This is a genomic window from Paraburkholderia sp. J10-1, from assembly GCF_905220165.1.
Taxonomy (GTDB): Bacteria; Pseudomonadota; Gammaproteobacteria; order Burkholderiales; family Burkholderiaceae; genus Paraburkholderia.
Genome location: NZ_CAJMYW010000008.1, coordinates 391,415 through 406,006, shown reverse-complemented (window position 1 = coordinate 406,006; position 14,592 = coordinate 391,415). Strand labels below are relative to the sequence as shown.

14 protein-coding genes are annotated in these 14,592 nt (G+C 64.6%); 11 read left to right on the top strand and 3 right to left on the bottom strand.

Features of this window, described 5'->3' with window-relative positions; all coding sequences use genetic code 11:
* Nucleotides 1–203: 203 nt before the first annotated feature.
* The 4 genes from U5A65_RS25315 (at nt 204) to U5A65_RS25300 (ending at nt 4,120) form a co-directional block, all read left to right on the top strand.
* The gene (locus U5A65_RS25315) at nt 204–1,418 is read left to right on the top strand and encodes a DUF2863 family protein (protein ID WP_321914639.1); all 1,215 of its coding nucleotides are present in this window, start codon (nt 204–206) and stop codon (nt 1,416–1,418) included.
* A gap of 196 nt (nt 1,419–1,614) precedes the next feature.
* Entirely contained in the window at nt 1,615–2,550 is a 936-nt protein-coding gene (locus U5A65_RS25310) for a response regulator transcription factor (RefSeq protein WP_321947994.1), read from the top strand.
* Between the two features lie 10 nt (nt 2,551–2,560).
* On the top strand, nt 2,561–3,235 hold the full coding sequence (locus U5A65_RS25305; protein ID WP_321947974.1) for an energy-coupling factor ABC transporter permease: 675 nt from the start codon (nt 2,561–2,563) through the stop codon (nt 3,233–3,235).
* A 207-nt stretch (nt 3,236–3,442) separates the two neighbouring features.
* Nucleotides 3,443–4,120, top strand: a complete 678-nt coding sequence (locus U5A65_RS25300) for a BspC domain-containing protein (protein WP_321914641.1) — start codon at nt 3,443–3,445, stop codon at nt 4,118–4,120.
* Between the two features lie 82 nt (nt 4,121–4,202).
* Here the strand turns inward: U5A65_RS25300 and U5A65_RS25295 are convergent, their stop codons facing one another.
* Both U5A65_RS25295 and yaaA read right to left on the bottom strand, forming a co-directional pair.
* Entirely contained in the window at nt 4,203–5,366 is a 1,164-nt protein-coding gene (locus tag U5A65_RS25295; RefSeq protein WP_321914642.1) for a M14-type cytosolic carboxypeptidase, read from the bottom strand.
* Between the two features lie 29 nt (nt 5,367–5,395).
* Nucleotides 5,396–6,190: a peroxide stress protein YaaA gene (gene yaaA, locus U5A65_RS25290; protein ID WP_321914643.1), complete on the bottom strand. Its 795-nt coding sequence runs from the start codon at nt 6,188–6,190 to the stop codon at nt 5,396–5,398.
* A 64-nt stretch (nt 6,191–6,254) separates the two neighbouring features.
* Between yaaA and U5A65_RS25285 the strand changes: the two genes are divergently transcribed.
* On the top strand, nt 6,255–6,770 hold the full coding sequence (locus U5A65_RS25285) for a putative toxin-antitoxin system toxin component, PIN family (RefSeq protein WP_321914644.1): 516 nt from the start codon (nt 6,255–6,257) through the stop codon (nt 6,768–6,770).
* A 101-nt stretch (nt 6,771–6,871) separates the two neighbouring features.
* Nucleotides 6,872–8,062 (top strand): pyridoxal phosphate-dependent aminotransferase, encoded by a 1,191-nt coding sequence (locus U5A65_RS25280; RefSeq protein WP_321947972.1) that lies wholly within the window; start codon nt 6,872–6,874, stop codon nt 8,060–8,062.
* Nucleotides 8,063–8,155: 93 nt separating this feature from the next.
* Here the strand turns inward: U5A65_RS25280 and U5A65_RS25275 are convergent, their stop codons facing one another.
* Entirely contained in the window at nt 8,156–8,797 is a 642-nt protein-coding gene (locus tag U5A65_RS25275; protein WP_321947970.1) for a glutathione S-transferase, read from the bottom strand.
* Between the two features lie 108 nt (nt 8,798–8,905).
* Here U5A65_RS25275 and U5A65_RS25270 point away from each other — a divergent pair, with 108 nt between their 5' ends.
* The 5 genes from U5A65_RS25270 (at nt 8,906) to U5A65_RS25250 (ending at nt 14,563) form a co-directional block, all read left to right on the top strand.
* Complete coding sequence (locus U5A65_RS25270) at nt 8,906–10,468, top strand: 3-hydroxyacyl-CoA dehydrogenase (protein WP_321947969.1); 1,563 nt, start codon at nt 8,906–8,908, stop codon at nt 10,466–10,468.
* Entirely contained in the window at nt 10,465–11,253 is a 789-nt protein-coding gene (locus U5A65_RS25265; protein WP_321914648.1) for an oxepin-CoA hydrolase, alternative type, read from the top strand. Before U5A65_RS25270 ends, U5A65_RS25265 begins: the two co-directional genes overlap by 4 nt.
* A 50-nt stretch (nt 11,254–11,303) precedes the next feature.
* Nucleotides 11,304–12,422, top strand: a complete 1,119-nt coding sequence (locus U5A65_RS25260) for a phosphotransferase (RefSeq protein ID WP_321947968.1) — start codon at nt 11,304–11,306, stop codon at nt 12,420–12,422.
* Nucleotides 12,423–12,474: 52 nt separating this feature from the next.
* Nucleotides 12,475–13,734, top strand: a complete 1,260-nt coding sequence (locus U5A65_RS25255) for an acyl-CoA dehydrogenase (protein WP_321936858.1) — start codon at nt 12,475–12,477, stop codon at nt 13,732–13,734.
* A 127-nt stretch (nt 13,735–13,861) separates the two neighbouring features.
* Nucleotides 13,862–14,563 (top strand): glutathione binding-like protein, encoded by a 702-nt coding sequence (locus tag U5A65_RS25250; RefSeq protein WP_321914651.1) that lies wholly within the window; start codon nt 13,862–13,864, stop codon nt 14,561–14,563.
* Nucleotides 14,564–14,592: the final 29 nt, after the last annotated feature.

The window sequence follows — 14,592 nt, the reverse complement described above, 5'->3', positions numbered from 1 at the left end:
GGCTAGCAAAGTCGGACTGAACACGGCTCGACGGCTCCATATAGCAGTCGCCATAGGGCCTTCGGCCGATACCTTTCGGCTGCGCCCCAACGACGATCAGACATCGCGGCCGCGCCCATCCGAGGCGCCCCTGCTGTCCAATCCGATGGCGCGCACGGAACCGACTAGAATATGGGGTTCTCTGCACCCCAACTCACAGATTTATGCGCTCGCGAATCGCCAAACGCCTTCCTCCTGACGCCGACAAGCTCGTCGGCCTCTCGCTCGCCCTGTTCGCTTCGGGCAGCCGCACCGAAGACCGCTTCTGGGAGGCCAAGCTCGACACGCTGCTAGCGAAGGTCGTGCGCAACGGCAATCAGACTACGCTCGACGCCGCGCTCGATCATCTGCAGCAGAATCACCCGGACGCCTACGGCGCGCTTGCCGATATGGCCGAGACGCACAGCGAATCGTTCGTCGTCGAACATGAGGGCGCGCAATATGAAGCGCTGCTCGTCGCCGCGCCGGTGCTGGCCTGGACGCGCTATGTCATCCCTTCGGGCCCGCTGAAGGCCGAAGGCGCAGACGCGCTGCGCACCCATCTGCAGGCCCACGTGCTCGCGAACGGCACGCGCGTGGCGATGGCACCGTATCTCTATAGCATCGACCAGTTGCCGCGCCACCATGTCGAAACCTGGCGCCTCGCACAACAACTGACGCAGGCGGCGCTGAGCGGCGCACCGGCGAAAATCAGCTCGGGTGAGCTGCCGGAAACGTCGCCGATCCTCGCCGATCCGCGTTTCCTGCTCGCCGTTGTCGCGGCACCTGTCGGCGCCCCGCTCTTCCGCTGGCAGGAAGAGGAACACGGCTCGCGCATCGAGCGCGGCCAATGCCTGGAGCAATGGGCCACCCAGGGCGGCGCCAACCTTGCCGTCGTCATGCCGGGCTGCGAATTCGAATGCCTGCTACCCGACGCCTACTACTCCGCCTGCCGCGACGCGGACGAGCGCGTGCGTCCGCACACGATCCGCACCGCCGTGCGCTACCTGCTCGACACGATTGGCGCGGGCGCGCAGGACTTGCGCGCCGTCGTCGCCGGCTTCGGCGAGCGCCGCATCGACGAATACCGCATCGGTTTCACGAAGCGCGGCAGCAATGATGTGCTGTATGGCGTTGTCTGGCCGCTCTACGGCCGCGAGAACGGCGACGCCGACATCGACGAAGAACCGACCGAAGAGAGCGTTAGCAGCGGTCCGCTCGAAGAGATCGTGGCGCTGCTCAAGGAATCGGGTATTACCGACATCCGCCGTCACGCCGGCCGCTTCGAGCCGGAATATTGCGATGACTGCGGCGTTCCGCTCTATGCGGATCCACTCGGCGAGATCGTCCACGCCGAGATGCCGGAAGATGCTGAGCCTGTACAGCCACACTTCCACTAAGACAATTCCAAAATTCCTACTTGGTCCCGCCTGTGTGCGGGACTTTTTTTTGCCCTATGTCTTATGCCTTTTGGACAGGCCGCCAGCGCCCAACCTTTTTGTCATCATGGTGCTGTTGGTCTGGTTCACCGCCGCTCAGAAGCGGTGCGCGTTGCACAACATTTCGAGAGACCGTCAACGAGAGGAGGGCATATCCATGCGGTTCGTTGTACTCAATCCGGACGCCGAACGGCGTGAAGGGCTCAAGGCGCTGTTAAGACAAATCGACCGTCGCGCACGCTTCAATGACGCGCCGGACTGGCGCAGCGCGGAGCGCGCCATGCAACGCTTCACCCCCAACCTGATCGTGATCGATTGGCACGACGGCATTCGCGCCGGCGAGCTGCGCCACTTTGTCATGCGGCACCGCAGCCTCCCCGTGGCCATCCTGGTAGACAGTGCCGAAACGCCCACGACCGTGCGGATGCTCATCGACGAAGGCGCCCGCGGCATCATCCGGCGCACAACGGACTCCATCCTGATCGTCAAGTTTCTGGAGCTGATCATGCTCGGCGGCGATCATCTACCGGCCGACGTGCTCGGTCCGTGTACGCCCTGGCCCCTGCCGCCCCGGCGCAACGCCAAGGCCGCTGCACAGGCACGCAAGGTGCGCCCGAAGGTCAACCTGTCGCCCCGGCAGGAGCAGATCCTGCGCTGCGTCCACATGGGCAATACGAACAAGATGATCGCTAGAGCGCTCGGCATCAGCGAGGGCACGGTGAAAGTCCATCTCACCAGCATCTTTCAGCAGCTCGGCGCGCCCAATCGCGCGGCGGCCGTCGCGATCTATAACGGATTGCTCGCAAACCAGCTGCAGGTGCTGCGCTCGCAGTGCGAACGGCCGGCGAAGCCCAGGCACGGCGAACACGGCCCCGTGCCGTTGCGCGCACGCGAGCCTCTGGCGTTTCGCTATCCGTTGCTGGCAGGCGACAGTGTGGAGGCGCTGCCCATCGCCGCGGAGCCGCAGGCGCCTTACGGCGAGCCTGCCGCGGCGCAGCAGGAGCGCCCCATCGAGGCCCACGAGGCCGACGAGAGTACTGGCGAGGAAGCCCTGGTGCTCGCTCGCGCACACGTCTTGCCCTCCAACGAGTAATATGAAGCACATGGGGTTCCTATTTACGCCGCTTCCGCTCTGGGTTGCTATCGGTGCCTGGGTTGTCACCGTGGCGCTGCTCGCGCTCGCGTTGTGGAAGAACCCCTTCAAGCGTCTTCAGGACGCAACGCTCCAGCACGTGTGGCTCGCGATCGTCGTCGCGATCTCCGTGCTGTGGGCGAGCAATGCGTGGCTCGAAGACGGCACCGTGCTGCACCTGCTCGGCGCCACGCTCGTGGTGACGCTATTCGACTGGGGACTGGCGCTTGTCGCCATGGGCGTCGTCGTGGGGCTCGCCGCGCTCATCTTCGACGCCACCTGGGAAGGCGTCGCCCTCACCTTCCTGATATTCGGCGCGTTCCCTGTCGCGATTTCGGCGTTGTTGCAACGCGCCTGCACCGCGTGGCTGCCGCGCAACCTCTTCATGTTCATCGTCGGCCAGGGCTTCGTGTCGCCGGCCATCGCTGTTTCGGCGGCGGCTTATCTCGCGCTCGGCACCCATGTCGCGCTCAACGGTGGATCGGCGATCACCGTGCCCGCGGGTTATGCGTTCAGCGTATTTCTGCTCGCTTCGGGTGAAGCGTGGTTCACGGGCATGGCGACGGCGTTGATCGCCGTCTACCGGCCGACCTGGGTCACCACCTACGACGTGCGCCGCTATCGGTTGGGCGGCCCGCGAACCTGAGCCGCCGCTTCGGTCGAGAGCCCCGCCGCCAGCAACGCAATGACGGGCGCGACGACACGTCGCGATCGGCGGGCGGCGCATACGTAGCAGCACTTGCGCCGATCCCTCCGTTCAGGCAGAAGAAAATAATTGTTTCCGGATTGAACTCAACCCGGCTGTGCCGCATCTTACGGTGCCTGACGTCACACCCTCTTCTCTAGCAAGCAGATGGACTGCAATCATGCATCCCGCCGGCTGTTGTTCGTCGCCGGTCAACTGGCGGCGTGTGCCGCGAGCCTCATGCTCATCGCCGCGCCAGCCGCGCGGGCCGATCAACTCGAGCAACACAACGATCTTGTTAATCAGTTCGTCACCCGGATGCACGCGGACCCGCTGGTCGCGGATTGCGCGGCGCACGGCGATTTCGTAGCAAACACGTCGGCGGCGCTCGATCACGTCGAGTTTCCGCCAAGTTCGTTCGACAGTGCACACGCAAGCGTGACGCCGTGGAACGACTCGTTCGACGAAGGCAAGCAGCGCGTGAAGGTCGACACGATCGTGACCGTCGACGGCATTGGCATTGCCAAGGACAGCGGCAACGCGCCCTACGATCTGAAATTCCGCTGCGGCTATGTCGGGCAGCAGATGCTCGCGTTCAGCTGGAACGATCCCGTCCCGCTAGCGCACGCACGCGGCGCGCACGGCACCGCACCGCAAAGCGGCGCACACGCAAAGGGCAAGCATTCGACCAAGAAGGCCACTGGCAAGGGTTCGAAGAAGACGGCGCCGAGCAAGTCGAGCCATAGTTCGTCGACGAGCGGCACGAAGTCCGCCAGCAAATCGACGAAATCGACAACGAAATCCACTGCAAAGAAAACAACTTCAAAGAAGACGACGGCTCACTGAAAGTCGTTGGCGTTCTCGATGCAAAAAGGGGGAAGCGGCCTGGCCGTTTCCCCCTTTTTTATGCGCCGTGGCAATGACGCCGTTACGCAAACGTCTCCACGTGATGCAATATGGCCTGCAACATCGCAGCGCCGAGCGCGGCGCTACGCTCACCGTTCCAGCCTACGCGTTCGTCGGGCAGATTGGCGTTGTCCTTGAACGGCATTTCAAGGGTGAGGGACAGGCAGCCATAGCGATGGCCGATGTACTTCGACGCGAGTTTGAGCGCATCTTCGCGATAGCGGCTCGCCTCGTAGCCGTGCTGGTCCTGGAAGTCCGGGCTCGCCACCTTGAACGCCTCGATGAACGCCTTCTGCTCCGTGCGTTGCTGATCGGTAAAGCCCGGCAGCATTTCAGAGCCCGCCACGAATACATAAGGCAGCGTCTCGTCGCCGTGGATGTCGAAGAAGAGATCGACGCCGGTGGCTTCGATCGCATCGCGCACGACCAGCACCTCGGGGCTGCGCTGCGCGTCCGGCTCCATCCACTCGCGGTTCAGGTTCGCGCCCACGGCGTTGGTGCGCAAATTGCCGTGCACGCTGCCGTCCGGATTCATGTTCGGCACGATATGGAACACGGCGCGGTCATACAGCTTGCGCGCGACCGGATCGCCTGCCCAGTCGCCCCAGCCGGCGAGCCGCTTGACGAGGCCTTCCACGAACCACTCGGCCATGCTCTCACCTGGGTGCTGACGAGCGATGATCCACACGGTCTTCTTGGGCTTGCCGTCGGGCGCGGTGTCGCCCGGCATGCCGAGCGAGAGCAGCGACATGGGACGGCCTTCCACGCTCTGACCCAGCTCCGTGAGCGTGGCGTGCGGCAGTTGCTGAAGCGCGCCGAGGAACTCCGAGTGGCGCTCCTCGCTATACGGCTCGAAGTACGCATAGTAGATGCTGTCGAAGTCGGGCGTGTGATCGATGACGAGCTGCTTGCCGTCATAGCGGGTCGGCACGCGGAACCAGTTCACGCGGTCGTAGCTCGCCGCGGCCTGGTAGTTGCGCCAGCCCTCGGGAAACGCACAGGCCGACGCATTTTCGAACGTCATCACGCAACGTTCGCCGCGCACGCCCGACACGCGGAAGTAGAACCATTGTGCGAACTCGGACTGGTTGTCCGAGCGCACGCGCAGACGGATGTCGTCGGCGCGCTCGCTCGACAGAACCTCGATCGCGCCCGCATCGAACTGGCTGGTGATGGCAATCGTCATAGTCTTTTCCTTCCGGCTTGCTTGTTCACTTACTCGGCAATGCGCCGACGAAATACATAGGTCGAATCGTTCGATGCATCCGCATCGAATGCATAGCCTTCCACGTCGAACGCCTTGAGCGCTTCGGGGTCGGCCACGCGGTTCTCGACGGCGTAACGCGCCATCAACCCGCGCGCGCGCTTCGCGTGGAAGCTGATGATCTTGTAGCGCCCGCCCTTCCAGTCTTCGAATACCGGTGTGACGACGGGCACGGCGAGCTTCTTCGGCTTCACGGCCTTGAAGTATTCGTTCGACGCGCAGTTCACGAGCACGCTCGCGCTTTTCGACGCGACTTCCCGATTGCGCTCGATCTGTGCGTTGAGCGCGTGCGTGATGCGCTCGCCCCAGAACGCATAGAGATCCTTGCCGCGCGCGTTTTCGAAACGCGTGCCCATTTCGAGACGATAAGGCTGAAGCAGGTCGAGCGGACGCAGCAAGCCATAGAGTCCCGAGAGCACGCGCACATGCTGCTGCGCATAGTCGAGATCCGCGGTCGAGAGCGACTTCGCGTCGAGGCCTTCATAAACATCGCCGTTGAACGCGAGCACCGCTTGTTTCGCGTTGGTCTGGCTGAACTGCTTCGACCAGTCGGCGTAGCGCTGGAAATTCAGGCGCGCGAGCGGGTCGGAAATGCTCATGAGCGACCCGATCTGCTGCGGCGAGAGGCGGCGCAGGCCCGCGATCAGCTCGGCCGCGTCGTCGACGAAATCGGGGATGGTGTGGGTTTCGATGTGCGCCGGCGTGTCATAGTCGAGCGATTTGGCCGGCGACAGAACGATTATCATAGAGGCTTGCAGGCACGATGTGCCGATGTTCAAAGGCGAAAGCCCGATTGTAGCGAATTCACGAATGACCGGCCTCACGCCCCCAACCGCAACCTCCCTCTCGCCGGCCTCCGCTGCCGCGCTTCCCGTGGTTCTCGACTCCAACGTCTGGCTCGATATTCTCGTGTTCGACGACCCGCACACGCGCCCCATTCGCGTGGCGCTCGAGCGCGGAGCGATCCGGGCGCTGATCGACGAACGCTGCCGTGCGGAACTGGCCCACGTGCTCGACTATCCGCAGTTCGCCGGCCGCGGCGTCGCGAAAGCGGACGCACTCGCCGCGCTGGCCGGGCTCGTTGCGCTGATCGAGTTGCCCAAGCTTGCCGCCGATGCGCGGCCCCTGCCCCAATGCCGCGACCGCGACGACCAGAAATTTCTGGAACTGGCGCGTGCAAGCGGCGCGCAGTGGCTCGTCTCGAAGGACCGCGCGGTGCTCAAGCTTGCGAAGCGCGTGGCGCGCGATTTCGGCTTTCGCATCGCGACGCCCGACGCGTTCGTCGCCGAATGCGTGCAAGATGCCGCTCAAGCCGCGCAGGCCTGATCTCCGCGTTGCGACGCCCGCGCCCGACCGGGCCACCGCAGCCGCGCCGATTTGCCTACAATCAACCTTTCCCGTCCCAACGCCCGACTTCCGCCCGCGACATGAACGCACCGCATCCCACGAAGCATTCGCAGGACACCCTGCTCACGCCCTCTTTTCCGTCGCGTCTGCCGAACGTCGGCACGACGATCTTCACCGTGATGAGCGCGCTCGCCGCTGAAAAGGGTGCGGTCAACCTGGGTCAGGGCTTTCCCGACTTCGATTGCGACCCACGCATCGTCGACGCCGTCGCGCAAGCCATGCGCGAGGGCCACAACCAGTACCCGCCGATGGCCGGCGTGGCCGCGCTGCGCTTGGCGATCGCGGACAAGATCGAGCACGTGTACGGCCGCCGCTACGACGCCAACAGCGAAATCACGGTGACGGCGGGCGCCACGCAAGCGCTGCTCACGGCGATTCTCGCGACCGTGCACACGGGCGACGAAGTGATCGTGGTCGAGCCGACCTACGACAGCTATCTGCCGTCGATCGAACTGGCGGGCGGCAAGCCCGTGTTCGTGACGCTCGAAGCGCCCGACTACGCGATTCCGTTCGACCGCCTCGCAGCGGCCATCACGCCGAAAACGCGCCTCATCCTCATCAACACGCCGCACAACCCCACGGGCACGGTGTGGCGCGCAGAGGACATGCAAAAGCTCGAGGAGATCGTGCGCGGCACCAACGTGCTGATCCTCTCCGACGAGGTGTACGAGCACATGGTCTACGACGGTCAGCCGCACGAGAGCGTCGCGCGCTATCCGGAACTGGCCGCGCGCAGCTTCATCGTGTCGAGCTTCGGCAAGACCTATCACGTGACGGGCTGGAAGGTGGGCTACGTGGCCGCGCCCGCGCCGCTCACGGCAGAGTTCCGCAAGGTGCATCAGTTCAACGTGTTCACCGTGAACACGCCCATGCAGTTCGGCCTCGCGCAATACCTGCGCGACCCCAAACCGTATCTGGAACTACCCGCGTTCTATCAGAAGAAGCGCGACTTCTTCCGCGCGGGACTCGCCAACACGCGCTTCAAGCTGCTGCCGTGCGAAGGCACCTACTTTCAGTGCGTGGACTATTCGGCGATCAGCGACCTGCCCGAAGCGGAATTCTCGAAGTGGCTCACGGCGGAGATCGGCGTGGCCGCCATTCCGGTTTCGGCGTTCTATCACGAGCCGCATGAGTCGGGCGTCGTGCGCTTTTGCTTCGCCAAGCAGGAAAGCACGCTTGCGACCGCGCTCGAGCGGCTTGCGCGACTCTGACGTGCTTCGCGCGCGATGATTCCGCGAACGGCAGTGCGTTCCCGATCATCGCGCGCGATAGCGTGCGCGGCGCGTTGCCAGGCGCCGCAACGCTTACGCGTTCGCCTCAATATAGGCCTTGCGGTCGGCATTGACGCGCTGCGCCGTCGGGCGTTCGCCGATCAGCTTGAGATACGACTTCCAGTCGATGCCTGCGTCGGCGAGGAAATCGCTGCCGTACACCGCTTGCGTGGCGCGCCCCACGAGCGGCAAGCTCACGAACGCAGCAGCATCGGCCACGCCGAAGCGATCGCCCGCCACGTAAGGCGTGAACTTCGCGATCCGCTTGAAGCCCGCCACATAGCGGCGCAACCGCTTCTCCATGGCCGCCTTGACCTCCTCGGGCGCCTTGCTTCCAAAGAACGCCTCACCGTAAAGCTCGCGCGCGTTGAGCTCGAGGTGCGTCTCGATGAAGACGATCAGTTCGCGCTCCTTCGCCGCCTGCCACGGATCCGCCGCGAAGATGGGCTTTTCTGGAAAGCGCGCCGCCAGATACTCGACGATCACTTCCGATTCGCACAAAAAGCCCTGTTCCGTTTCGATGAAAGGCACCTTGCCGGCCGGCGACTGCGCGAGCAGCGCCTCGTCGAGCGGCAGCTTGTTCGGCACTTCCTCGAACGCGATACCGTGTTCGAGCAGCAGCAGCTTGACCTTGTTGTAGTAATTCGAAAGCGCGAAACCGTGCAGCTTGATCATCCTCGTTGCCTCCTTGAGCGGGGCAGTTCCCTTACCGAAACCGCCGAACCGTTTTCATAAAATTGTACGACCGTGCTATTCTAGGCCAATCATGGAGCCAGGCTTCCAATGACTTCACATCATTTCAACATTGAGACAATCGGCATCGTCGGCACCGGTGCGATGGGCCGCGGCATTGCGCAGATCGCCGCGCAGGCGGGCCTCGCGGTGCGCCTCTACGACACGAACCCGCAGGCGGTCACCGCCGCGCGCGATCATCTCGCCGACACCTTCGCGAAACTCGCGGCAAAAGGCAAGCTCGACGAGCCCGCCGCCAAGGCCGCGCTCGAACGCGTGACCGGCGCGCACACGCTCGACGAACTCGCGGCCTGCGATCTCGTGATCGAGGCGATCGTCGAGAATCTCGAAGCCAAACGTACGCTGTTTCGCGAACTCGAAACCGTGGTGAGCGAGCGCTGCCTGCTCGTCTCCAACACCTCTTCCCTCTCGATTACCGCCATCGCCGCCGCGTGCAGCGACCCGTCGCGCGTTGCGGGCTATCACTTCTTCAACCCCGTGCCGCTCATGAAGGTGGTCGAAGTGATCGACGGGCTGCGCAGCGATCCCGCCGCCGGCGACGCGCTCATGGCGCTCGCACGCCGCATGGGCCACACGCCGGTGCGCGCGAAGGATATGCCCGGTTTCATCGTCAATCACGCGGGCCGCGGCATGAACACCGAGGGCTTGCGCGTGGCGGGCGAAGGCGTGGCGAGCTTCGTCGAAATCGATCGCATCATGCGCGAGCAGGCGGGCTTCCGGCTCGGACCGTTCGAGCTGCTCGACCTCACCGCGCTCGACGTGTCGCATCCGGTGATGGAGTCGATCTATCACCAGTTCTATGAGGAGCCGCGCTTCACGCCGTCGCCCATTACGGGCGTGCGGCTCGCGGGCGGGCTGGTTGGCCGCAAGGCGGGCGAAGGCTTCTATCGCTATGTCGATGGCAAGCAGCAGGTGCCCGACGAACCCGCAGCGCCCACTGCGCTGCCCGCGCGTGTCTGGGTGAGCCGCCGCAACGCCGCCGCGCGCGACGCCGTAATCGCGCTTGCGTCGAAAGCCGGTGTGGCCATCGACGAAGGCGATACGCCCGCCGCCGACGCGCTGATCGTCGTCACGCCACTCGGCCTCGACGCCACGACGGCCGCGCTCGAGGAGCAGCTCGACGCGCGCCGCGTCGTCGCCATCGACACGCTGTTTCCGCTCGACGCAGCAAAGCGCCGCACGCTGATGACAACGCCCGCCACTACACGCGAAGCACGCGACGCGGGCCACGCGCTCTTCGCCGCCGACGGTGTGCCCGTCACGGTGATTCGCGATTCGACGGGCTTCGTCGCGCAGCGCATCGTCGCGACGATCGTCAATATCGGCTGCGATATCGCGCAGAAGCAGATCGCAACACCGCGCGACATCGACCTCGCGGTTACGCTCGGGCTCGGTTATCCGCGCGGCCCACTCGCGCTCGGCGACACGCTGGGTGCACGCACGATCCTCACGATCCTGCGCAACATCCACACCGTTCTCGGCGATCCGCGCTATCGCCCGTCGCCGTGGCTCGCGCGACGCGCACAGCTCGGCCTTTCGCTGACGCAAAGCGACGCAGCAGACATCAACGCATCGAACGAGGCACCGCAATGAGCGCCGAACTCCGCAGCACCCGCCCGCAAGGTCACGAATCGACACTCGTCCTCACGCTGTCGAATCCCGGCGCACGCAACGCGCTGCATCCCGACATGTACGCTGCGGCCATTGAAGCCTTCGATGCCGCCGAGCGCGACCCGTCGCTGCGCGCGATCATCCTGACGGGCGCCGACAACTTTTTCTGCGCGGGCGGCAACCTGAACCGCCTGCTCGAAAACCGCGCGAAGGACCCTTCGGTGCAGGCCGCCAGTATCGACCTGCTCGGCGCCTGGGTCACCGCCATGCGCCAGTCGAGCAAGCCGATCATCGCAGCCGTGGAGGGCGCGGCCGCCGGCGCGGGCTTCTCGCTTGCGCTCGCTGCCGACCTGCTCGTCGCCGCCGACGACGCGAAGTTCGTCATGGCCTATTCGCGCGTGGGTCTGACGCCCGACGGCGGCGGCTCGTGGTTCCTCGCGCGCTCGCTGCCGCGCTCGCTCGCGTTCGAACTGATGGTGGAAGGCAAGCCGATCGGCGCGGCGCGCCTCGCGGAACTCGGTGTGGTGAACCGGCTCGCGAAACCGCAAACCGCGCTTGACACGGCGCTCGCCTGGGCTGACGAGCTGACAAAGATCTCGCCGAATTCGGTGGCGCGCATCAAGGGTTTGACGAACGCCGCGGACACGCAACCGCTCGAAGCGCAGCTCGCCGCGGAGCGCGACAGTTTCGTCGCGTCGCTCCATCACCGCGACGGCCTCGAAGGCATTACCGCGTTCCTCGAAAAGCGCGCGCCTGTGTACAAGTAAGAAGCTCGAGCGCGGCGCCCCGCAGGAGAATCAGGAAAAGGGAGACGAACATGGCGCAAGCCACCCCGGATGGAGACACGCAAAAAACCGCGCAAACGCGCACCGACTACTCGGCGTTCGAAGGCACGCGCCCGGTTGCCGAGCGCCAGCGCTTCGACACCGAGGCGCTGAGCGCCTGGCTCACCGCTCACGTGGAAGGCTTCCAGGGCCCGCTTGCGATCGAGCAGTTCGCCGGCGGCCAGTCGAACCCGACGTTCAAGCTCGTCACACCCGGCCGCACTTTTGTGATGCGCGCCAAGCCTGGCCCCAAGTCGAAGCTGCTGCCCTCGGCGCACGCGATCGAACGCGAATACCGCGTGATGGATGCGCTCGCCGCAACCGATGTCCCGGTTGCGAAGATGCTCGCGCTGTGTGAGGACGAAGCGGTGATCGGCCGCGCGTTCTATGTGATGGAGTTCGTCGAGGGCCGCGTACTCTGGGACCAGTCGCTGCCCGGCATGACGCGCGAGGAACGCGGCGCGATCTACGACGAGATGAACCGCGTGATCGCCGCGCTCCACAACGTGAAGCCAGACACCGTGGGCCTTGCCGACTACGGCAAGCCCGGCAATTACTTCGCACGCCAGATCGATCGCTGGAGCCGGCAGTATCAAGCGTCGGAAACGGAACGCATCGACGCCATGCATCACCTGATCGAATGGCTGCCGAAGCACATGCCGGACGATGCGGGTTCGCGTGTGTCGGTCGTGCATGGCGACTATCGCCTCGACAACCTGATCTTCCACCCGCGCGAGCCGCGCGTACTGGCCGTGCTCGACTGGGAGCTCTCCACACTCGGCGACCCGCTCGCCGACTTCTCGTATCACTGCATGGCCTGGCACGTCGATCCCGCTCAATTCCGCGGCATTGCCGGGCTCGACTGGCAGGCGCTCGGCATTCCCGACGAGGCCCAGTACGTCGCGCGCTATTGCGAGCGCACCGGCCTCGAGATTCGCGGCGACTGGAACTTCTATCTTGCCTACAACATGTTCCGGATCGCGGCGATCCTGCAGGGCATCATGAAACGCGTGGTGGACGGCACCGCCGCGAGCGCGCAAGCAATCGACGCCGGCCGGCGCGCCAAGCCCATGGCCGAACTCGCCTGGCGCTACGCGCAGAAAGTTCGCTAAAACAAGCACGACTTACTTTTCACTGTCACTGCATCGCATTGCGAGGTCACCGATGAATTTCGATTACTCCCCGAAAGTGCAGGCGCTGCGCGAGAAACTGCTCGCGTTCTTCGACGAACATATTTATCCAAACGAGGCGGTCTTCCACGAGGAAGTCGAGCGCAATCGTGCGAACGGCAACCCGTGGGTGCCCACGCAAATTGTCGAGCAGTTGAAGGAGAAGGCGCGCGCGGCCGGGCTATGGAACCTGTTCCTGCCCGCCTCCGAACGCGGCGCGGGCCTCACGAACCTTGAATATGCGCCGCTGTGCGAAATCATGGGCCGCGTGCACTGGGCGCCCGAAGTGTTCAACTGCAGCGCGCCCGACACCGGCAACATGGAGACGATCGAGCGCTATGGCAGCGAGGCGCACAAGCAGCAATGGCTCGCGCCGCTGCTGGCAGGCCAGATCCGCTCGGCGTTTCTGATGACCGAGCCCGATGTGGCCTCGTCGGATGCGACGAACATCCAGACGCGCATCGAGCGCGACGGCGACGACTATGTGATCAACGGCACGAAGTGGTGGTCGTCGGGCGCGGGCGACCCGCGCTGCGCGATCTATATCCTGATGGGCAAGACCGATCCCGACGCACCGCGCCATGCACAACAGTCGATGATCCTCGTGCCCTCGGACACGGCCGGCATCACCGTGCGCCGCCCGCTCACGGTATTCGGCTACGACGACGCACCGCACGGCCATATGGAAATCACGCTCGAAAACGTCCGCGTGCCCGCATCGAATATCCTGCTGGGCGAAGGACGTGGCTTCGAGATCGCGCAAGGTCGCCTCGGGCCGGGCCGCATCCATCACTGCATGCGCCTCATCGGCCTGGCGGAACGCGCACTCGAGTTCATGGCGAAACGCGCGCTCTCGCGCGTGGCCTTCGGCAAGCCGGTCGCCCAGCAGACCGTCACCCAGGAGCGCATTGCAGAAGCGCGCTGCATGATCGAGCAGGCGCGCCTGCTCACACTCAAGACGGCATACATGATGGACACCGTCGGCAACAAGGGCGCACGCGGCGAGATCGCGATGATCAAGGTGGTCGCGCCGAACATGGCCTGCCAGGTGATCGACTGGGCAATGCAGGTGCACGGCGCGGCGGGCGTGAGCGGCGACTTCCCGCTGGCCTACTCGTACGCTTCGGCGCGCACGCTGCGCTTCGCGGACGGCCCCGACGAAGTCCACCGCAACGCCATCGCCAAGCTCGAATTCGCGCGCTACATGGACGCGGGCGCGGCGTCGCGCGTGGAAATGCCGGTTACGCGCTCGTAAGCCCACAAGTACAGCAGGGGCGCTTGGCCGCCCTCTGCGAGCGACGCCGATCTATGCTAATTTGCGCCAGACCCGGCGTCGCGACAGTCTCTCGCGGCGCCTTCCTTCCTGGTGCCAAGGAGCCACGATGATCGACGTCTACAGCTGGGCCACGCCGAATGGTCACAAAGTCCATATCATGCTCGAGGAAACCGGCCTCGAATACCGGGTGCATCCGGTCGATATCGGTGCGGGCGACCAGTTCAAGGCCGAATTCCTCGCCATCAGCCCGAACAACAAGATTCCCGCCATTACCGACTCCGAAGGTCCGCGCCGTGCCGACGGCCAGCCGTTTTCGCTGTTCGAGTCGGGCGCGATCCTGATTTATCTCGCAGCGAAAACGGGGCGCTTCATGCCCGAAGACCTCGCCGCGCGCTACGACGTGCTGCAATGGGTGATGTTCCAGATGGGCGGCCTCGGCCCCATGCTTGGCCAGGCGCACCACTTCCGCATCTACGCGCCCGAGAAGATCGACTATGCGGTCAATCGCTACACGAACGAAGCCAAGCGCCTCTACAACGTGATGGAAACGCAGCTGGAAAAGACCGAATATCTGGCCGGCGACGAGTACACCATCGCGGATATCGCCGCTTTCCCGTGGACGCGCTCCTGGCAAAACCAGGGCATCGATCTCGATTCGCTGCCCAACGTGAAGCGCTGGCACGAGGCGATCGCCGCGCGGCCTGCGGTCAAGCGCGGCGTCGAAGTGCTTGCGAATGCGCGCAAGCCGCTCATGGACGAAAAAGCGAAGGAAATGCTCTTCGGCGCGACGCAATACGCCAAGCACTGATTACGCTGAAACCCGGCAAAACGAAAGGG